A 7,519-nucleotide genomic window follows, 5' to 3' on the forward strand; every position below is an offset into this window, starting at 1 on the left:
GTGGTATAAAATGATTCGGTATCACTCCTCCACCGCCTGATGGACAGGGCGAAGGAGGTCGTTGACGGTCTTCACGGGATTGAATGTGTCGGCCGGCACCTCAACGAAGCAGGTATTCCAGTAGGCCATGGCGCCATTCCAGAGCCCGGGGCGCTCGAGAGCCTTGAGCGGCTGACCGTTACGGCTCTTGTGGGAGATGAATCCGGTGCTCTTGTCGACAAATCGGGTGAGGTCAAAGGAGTTGCCGCGGAAGTCCCTCGTGCAGCAGACCAGGTCCACGGGATTGAAGAACCGACTCTCGCGGAACTGTCGCTCCGCCTCCGGGTCATCGTGGTCGATCTGGGTGCTCTCGAGGATCTGTAGCGACGTCGTGCCGTCCTCGTTGCGGACGATATAGGGTCCGCCACCCGGCTCGCCCTCATTGCGGACCATACCGCATACGCGGATCGGTCGATTGAGCAGGGCACGGAGGGTCTGGATGGTGGACTCCTTCTTCTGACTCCGCTCCAGCTCCGCCACCACATCGCCCTCCTCAGGAGACTCGGTGTGGGGTGCTATCTCGACGCAGAAGGACTGACGGAGGAAGTCCTCCGCCTCTCGTATCGTGGACTCGCCCACCCGTGTCTCGTCCCTCAGCTCCTCCATGAGCCGGTAGGCGGTGTCTCTCAGCTGCACCAGCACGCCGCCGAGGATCTGCTTGTAGATGATGGTGCTGCTCTTCTCGCTGTCCGGGACGACGTTGTCGATATTCTTGATGAAGATGATGTCGGCATCCACCTCCGAGAGATTCTCGATCAGGGAGCCGTGTCCTCCGGGGCGGAAGATCAGCCTCCCCTCCTCGTCACGGATCGGCCTATTGTCCGGACCCACAGCGATGGTATCGGTCGAGGGCTTCTGGGTGCTGGTAGTGATGTCGAATGTGGCAGAGAAGGTATCCTCTAGATCCTCCTGACGTCGCGAGAGCAGGGTCTTGAAGGGGTGGATGTGCTCCGGAGAGAGAGTAAAGTGGAGGTGGACCGTGCCGCTGACCGGACGGGCATACTTGGCCCCCTCGGCGAGGTGCTCCTCGACAGCGGTACGTGGACGATCCGGATACTTGTGGAAGAGGATCAGCGCCTTAGGCAGGCTGCCATAGCGGAGCCCCTCCTCCGTCAGCAGGTAGCGGACCACCGTGCGTCCCTCACCGGCATCGATGAGTCGGCGTGCTCCCCTGCCCCGCTCACCCAGCATGCAGGCCTTATTCAGGTCGTCGTAGAAGGCAAAGTCCTCCATCCGATCCAGCACCTGCTGCACCGACTCCGTCGGCTCGCCTCCCTCCATATAGGCAAAGAGGTCGCGGAACATCCTCGAGGCGGCACCACTGGCGGGGACAAACTTGAGTACCCGAAGCGCAGGATCACTCAGGGCTGAAGCCCAGCTCTCGAGAGCATCTCGCTGTTCCTCCTCTGTGAGGACACGGATGCCGTGCTCCTCATCGGCTGCCTGCACGATAGTGTGGAAGGGGAACCCCTCCTCGAAGAGCTCCAGCTGGTGCTCTACCTCCGAACGGGTGATCCCGTGGTCGCTTATCTGACGGAGGTCCTCCTCCGTCCATTGGATCTCTTGCATAGTCTTCTCATTTCTTCTCTCAGTGGTTACCTCTTCTGTGCGGCGATCTCACCGCTTCGATACAAACCTACTTATTTTTTCCGATCCATAAAGCGCCCCTCTCCGCTGCTGCGGGGGCGTGCTTCCTCACTCCCCAACTTCTGGCTATCTTTGTCCGTAGAAATAATGAGACTAAAGACTATGACCGAGACGAAGACGGACCCTGTGACCGGGACAGACGAGCAGAAGAAGTGGTACAGGCAGGAGTGGTTTTATGTGCTGCTGTCGCTGCTCTTCTTTGTGGGGCTCTCGTATGCCTACTTCTATCCCGCTGCCTTTGAGGATCGGGTGCTCTATCAGGTGGACGGTGCCGCCTCGCAGGGAACAGGGCGGGATGTGGTCGACCACTACAAGGAGACCGGAGTGTGGTCCCGCTGGACGGGGAGCCTCTTCGGGGGGATGCCCACCTATCAGATCCGCCCGGACTACGACTCTCAGACCCCTCTCGTCACGCTGCGGAGTCTCCTCCGGCTGGAGTGGCCGATCGACCTGATGCCGGGAGACACCTACCTCCTCCTGATGATGCTCCTCGGGGGGTACCTCTTTATGCGGAGCTGGGGGCTGAGGCGGGGGCTGTCGGTCTTCGGGGCGATCCTCTGGACCTTCTCCTCCTACTTCCTCATCCTGATACAGGCGGGTCACATCTGGAAGCTCACCACCCTCGCCTTTATTCCCCCGACGATCGCGGGGCTGGTCTACGCCTTTCACCGACGATACTACCGACTGGGCTTCATCGTCATGGCGGTCTTCACCGGGCTGCAGATCCTCTGCAACCACTACCAGATGAGCTACTACTTCGCCTTCCTCATGGCGGGGATGATCATCGCGTGGGCAGTGGAGGCCGGTCGTCAGGGGGAGTGGAAGCACTTCGGCAAGGCACTGCTGGCGGTGATGCTGGGCGGATTTATCGGGCTGGGGCTTAATGGCTCGGGTCTCTACCACACCTGGGAGCTGCAGCAGGAGACGATGCGCGGAGGGAGCGCCATCGCGACGGAGGGGGGCGAAGCCTCCTCCAAGGGGCTCTCACGGGACTATATTACCGCCTGGAGCTACGGCGTGGATGAGACGCTGACGCTGCTGATCCCGGATGCCAAGGGGGGAGCGAGCGGTGCGATCGGCTACGATGAGCCGGCGCTCAGTAAGGCGTCGGTGGAGAATCGTGCCTTCGTGGCGCAGCAAAACCGCTACTGGGGGGATCAGCCCTTCACGGCTGGACCGGTCTACGTGGGCGCTTTCGTCCTCTGGCTTGCGCTCTTCGGGATGGTGGCGGGCAAGGAGCCGATGAAGTGGGCGCTGCTGGCGGTTTCCCTGCTCTGTCTCTTCCTCTCGTGGGGGCACAACTTCCCCGGGCTGACCAATTTCTTCATCGATCATGTGCCGCTCTACAATAAGTTCCGCACCCCGTCGTCGATCTTAGTCGTCCCGGAGCTGACGATACCGCTCTTTGCGGTCTGGGGGCTGGCGCTGATCCTGCGGCAGCCGGATAGACTGAAGAGCGACAAGGGGGCGACTATCACAGCGAGCCTGCTGACGGTCGGTCTTGCGCTGCTGGCGTACCTCTTCCCCTCCATCGGCGGCTCCTTCACCTCACAGATGGAGGGGCAGGCTCTCGCTCCCTACCTGACACAGATGCCGCAGCTGATCGATGCGGTGGAGGATCTCAAGGGCGTCCGGACGGCGATCTTCAGAGCCGATGCGCTGCGGTCGCTGATCTATCTCCTCGTGGGGATGGGGGTGCTGCTCCTTTATTATAAGAAGAAGGTGAAGCCGATGCCGACGCTGGCATTAGTGACGCTGCTCTGCCTTGTCGACCTCTGGACGGTGGACAAGAGGTACCTCAATGACTCTATGTACCACCCGCGGACCGACATTACGGCGAAGGTGCAGGAGCGGACGCCGGTGGACGAGCAGATCCTCAGCGATCCCTCTGAGGCAAGGGTGATGAATCTGTCGGTCGATACCTTTAATGACGCCACCACCTCCTACTACCACCGCTCCATAGGCGGGTACAATGCGGCGAAGCTGGGTCGCTATCAGGACTTGATCACCGGCTATCTCTCCAAGCTGGATCGGAATGTCCTCCGGGCACTCAATACGAAGTACTACATCGTACCTGACAGCGTCACCGGTCAGCGGCTGGTGGTCGATCCGGAGGCGTACGGCGACGGATGGTTTGTCTCCGACATCCACACCGTCTCCGGTGCACGGGAGGAGTATGCCGCTCTAGGTCAGCAGCCGCTCGACCGCGTGGCGGTGGTGGACAAGACGCTTGCCGAGGGGCTGCCCACCGGGACGCTCCGTGACAGCCTCTCCACGGTGACGCTCACCGACTACGCTCCTGACCGACTGGTCTACAAGACCTCCAATGCGCATGCCGGTCTGGCGGTGCTCTCGGAGATCTACTACCCGCACGGATGGGAGGCGCACATCGATGGCGAGGAGGCGGAGATCCTTCGTGTCGACTACCTGCTCCGCGGTCTGGTCGTCCCGGCGGGAGAGCACGAGGTGGTCCTCACCTTTGACCCCAAGACCCTGCACGTGACGGAGACGACCGCCTACGCCTCCTACGGCGTGCTGCTCCTGGTGATCTTAGTTAGCGGCCTCCTCTACCACCATAACCGTCGGAGGGGCAAGAAACGGGAGGCGTGAGGCAGATCCATCTGGCTCAGGTCGACTCGACCAACAGCTACCTCAGGAGGCGCCTCTCGGAGGAGCCGGATCTGGAGGAGTACACAGTCGTCACCGCTACCGATCAGACCGCCGGGCGTGGTCAGCCGGGACACCGCTGGGACGCTACCGCAGGGAAAAACCTGACGATGACCCTGCTTCTCCACCCGGGTGACCTGATGGAGGACGGCGGGACGCTCTTTGACCTCAATATCCTCACCGCTCTCGCCGTGAGGCAGGCGCTCCTGCACGAGCTCCCACCGGGACCTGAGGTAAAAGTGAAGTGGCCCAACGACCTCCTCGTCGACGGACGCAAGATCTGCGGCATCTTGATCGAGAACTCTTTCTTCTCCTCGCGCCTCGAGGCGAGCGTCGTCGGCATCGGAGTCAATGTCCTGCAGGAGCACTTCGGTGAGGGCTATCCCACGCCACCCACCTCGATAGCGGCAGAGCAGCGTCGGCTCGGCGTGACCCCACTTACCGGTGTCACCTGGCACGACCGACTGGTCTACGAGATCCTCGAGGCGCTGGAGGAGCGGCGCCTCTGGTCTCCGGCGAGACTCCGGCAGGCATACCACACCTGTCTCTTCGGGCGGGGAGAGGCAGCCTGCTTCGTCCGACCCTCCGGCGAGACCTTCTACGGGATGATCGAGGAGGTGAGACCTGACGGGCGACTGCTGATCCGCGAGCTTCCTTCCGGGCATCGCGTCTCCTACGCCTTCCGCGAGGTGTCGATGGTGCTCACTGACCCGCTCTCCTCCCTCCGGTGATGGGTACAAATTCTGTCCATCTTTTGAAAATGGCTTTTAATAGCCTTACTTTAGTTACCTTTGTGCCAAGAATGGTTAAGAGGCGGCCTTATAGAGTGTCCCAACACATAGGTCTAAAAGCCGATCTCAGTGCTAAATAACCAAACATCATGCCAGCTAAGCATAATCTACTGACGCTCTTCACACGATCGTATCTCAATCGATGGGTCGTGCTTGTCATCGACATAGTATCTGCGCTACTCTGCGTGGTACTCGCTGCCCTCTCGACCCGCTACTTTGTCGGTATGCCGGATGTAGCCCTACGGACGCTCATCCCTGCAAGTCTGGTGGCTGCGGGTATCGGAGCTGTGGTAGCTGACCTCCTGACGGGAGTGCATAAGCAGATCTTCCGCTTCACGACATTGCGCGTGAGCTTCAATCTCCTGCTCTCCACGCTTGTCAATGCAGCCATCGCCCTCTTTACTCTCTATCTGATCAACCTTTCCACACTCCATCTCGACTTCCCCCCTAAGGTGGTCCTCTTCTACTGCGGGAGCTACTTGGTCTTCACTTTCCTTATCTCCCTCGCCCTACGCGGGGTGATGGTCTTACTGGCTCGGCGACTCCTCGTCTCCACGGAGAGTCCGATCAATCGCAAGAGGATCCTGGTCTATGGGGTCAAGAGCAACTCCCCCGGTGTCTCGTCCCTGATCGAGAGCAGCACAATCTATCGTATGATGGGGTTCCTGAGTAATGACTCGAAAGTGGCTGGACATGAGATCAATGGACACCGGATCTACTACGCCGGTGGGCGTAAAGAGCTATACCTCCTCAAGCGGTCTAAGAGCCTCGATGGGGTCCTCTTCACCGACCAGAGGGACTTCCTCGGCGAGGGGGAGAAGGTGGTGCAGGACTGCGAGTCGATCAATCTGGAGACCTATCTCCTGCCGGCTGTCTCCGCTACCAGCAGCGACACGGTAGCTCTGGACAGCGTCCGTAAGGTGCGGATCGAGGACCTCCTCTTCCGCGAGACAATAGAGCAGGACCGGAGTCCCGTCCGGCAGCTCTATGCCGGTAAGGTGGTGATGGTGACGGGAGCGGCCGGTAGCATCGGCAGTGAGATCGCTCGTCAGATAGCCTCATATGGAGTCCGCCGGCTGATCCTCTTTGAGATGGCAGAGTCGCCGCTCCACGAGATCCGCCTGGAGCTGGAGCACGACTACCCCGAACTCGACCTGGTGCCGATGATCGGTGATGTGCGGAATAGAGAGAAGGTGGAGATCGTCTTTGATCGCTACCGTCCCGACATCGTCCTCCATGCAGCGGCGTACAAGCATGTACCGCTCATGGAGGAGCATCCCTGCGAGTCGATCATGGCCAACCTCTCCGGCACCCGCAACGTCGCCGACATGGCGGTCCGCTACGGCGCCGAGCGTATGGTGATGATTTCGACCGACAAAGCGGTCAATCCGACCAACGTCATGGGAGCCTGCAAGCGTGCCTGCGAGATGTACATCCAGAGCCTCGGTCAGGCCATCTCAGAAGGCAGGATAGAGGGCAAGACCATCTTTGTCACCACCCGATTTGGCAACGTCCTGGGCAGTAACGGCTCCGTGATCGGACTCTTCCGCCGCCAGATCGCCTCCGGAGGACCGGTGACGGTGACGCACAAGGAGATAGTCCGCTATTTCATGAGCATCCCCGAGGCATGCAGTCTCGTACTCCAGGCGAGTACGCTGGCAGAGCGTCCTCAGATCTTCGTCTTCGATATGGGGCAGGCTCATAAGATCGACGAACTGGCCCGGCGGATGATCCGGCTCTCCGGATTTGAGCCTGACAAGGACATCAAGATCGTCTATACCGGACTCCGACCGGGCGAGAAGCTCTACGAGGAGGTGCTCGCCACGACGGAGAATACAGAGCCCACCTCCATCGACAAGATCCGCATCGCTGACATCCGACCCAACGACTACGCTGAGGTCAGTGAGCAGGTAGAGCGGATCCTCACCGCTGCCCGCAACTTCCGGACCGATGAGGCTGTAAGGGAGCTCAAGGTCCTGATCCCGGAGTTTATCTCCAATAACTCCCCTTACCAACACATCGATGAGGAGCTTCACCGCTCCAGGTAAGGCATACTGTACACAAGCATAAGAAGACCTTTGCTAAATGGTCTTTCGCTGAAAAAGCACCGCTTTTTCGGCAGGGACTTTGCAGAATGCCCCAGATGCAAGGAACTGAGAGTGAGGGCGAAGGGAGTGTGCTTACGCACATGACCAAGCCCGAATCTCGAAAGTGACGCCGCAGATGGGGTATTATGCAAAGTTCTCATAAGGGGCTGCTCGTCTTCTGACGGGCAGCCCCTTATTTTTTTGTTCGATCGTAGCGCTTACTTGATCACCTCGCCACGGATGGTGAGTACGGCCGGTCCCTTCTTCCCGTTGCTATAGACGGAGATG

At 59.9% G+C, this 7,519-nt stretch carries 4 protein-coding genes; 3 read left to right on the forward strand and 1 reads right to left on the reverse strand.

All coding sequences use genetic code 11. The features are described from left to right. Window positions 1-21: 21 nt before the first annotated feature. A complete protein-coding gene (locus tag B088_RS01380) occupies window positions 22-1,608 on the reverse strand; it encodes a DUF4301 family protein (protein WP_018106619.1) in 1,587 nt (528 codons plus the stop codon). 180 nt (window positions 1,609-1,788) lie between these two features. Between B088_RS01380 and B088_RS01385 the strand changes: the two genes are divergently transcribed. The 3 genes from B088_RS01385 to B088_RS01395 all read left to right on the forward strand — a co-directional run bounded on the left by B088_RS01385 (window position 1,789) and on the right by B088_RS01395 (window position 7,192). Then, window positions 1,789-4,296: a glycosyltransferase family protein gene (locus B088_RS01385; RefSeq protein ID WP_018106620.1), complete on the forward strand. Its 2,508-nt coding sequence runs from the start codon at window positions 1,789-1,791 to the stop codon at window positions 4,294-4,296. Then, the gene (locus B088_RS01390) at window positions 4,293-5,084 is read left to right on the forward strand and encodes a biotin--[acetyl-CoA-carboxylase] ligase (protein ID WP_018106621.1); all 792 of its coding nucleotides are present in this window, start codon (window positions 4,293-4,295) and stop codon (window positions 5,082-5,084) included. The genes B088_RS01385 and B088_RS01390 overlap by 4 nt, the downstream gene beginning before the upstream one ends. A 149-nt stretch (window positions 5,085-5,233) precedes the next feature. Next, window positions 5,234-7,192, forward strand: coding sequence for a polysaccharide biosynthesis protein (locus tag B088_RS01395; protein ID WP_018106622.1), 1,959 nt, complete (start codon window positions 5,234-5,236; stop codon window positions 7,190-7,192). The last annotated feature ends 327 nt before the right edge of the window (window positions 7,193-7,519 follow it).

Origin of the sequence: Porphyromonas bennonis DSM 23058 = JCM 16335 (assembly GCF_000375645.1) — a bacterium.
Taxonomy (GTDB): domain Bacteria; phylum Bacteroidota; class Bacteroidia; order Bacteroidales; family Porphyromonadaceae; genus Porphyromonas_A; species Porphyromonas_A bennonis.

Bases quoted from the DNA above. Each gene is read 5' to 3' on its own strand.
- B088_RS01395 (WP_018106622.1), top strand. From the start codon at position 5,234: ATGCCAGCTAAGCATAATCTACTGACGCTCTTCACACGATCGTATCTC.
- B088_RS01385 (WP_018106620.1), top strand. From the start codon at position 1,789: ATGACCGAGACGAAGACGGACCCTGTGACCGGGACAGACGAGCAGAAG.
- B088_RS01380 (WP_018106619.1), bottom strand. From the start codon at position 1,608: ATGCAAGAGATCCAATGGACGGAGGAGGACCTCCGTCAGATAAGCGAC.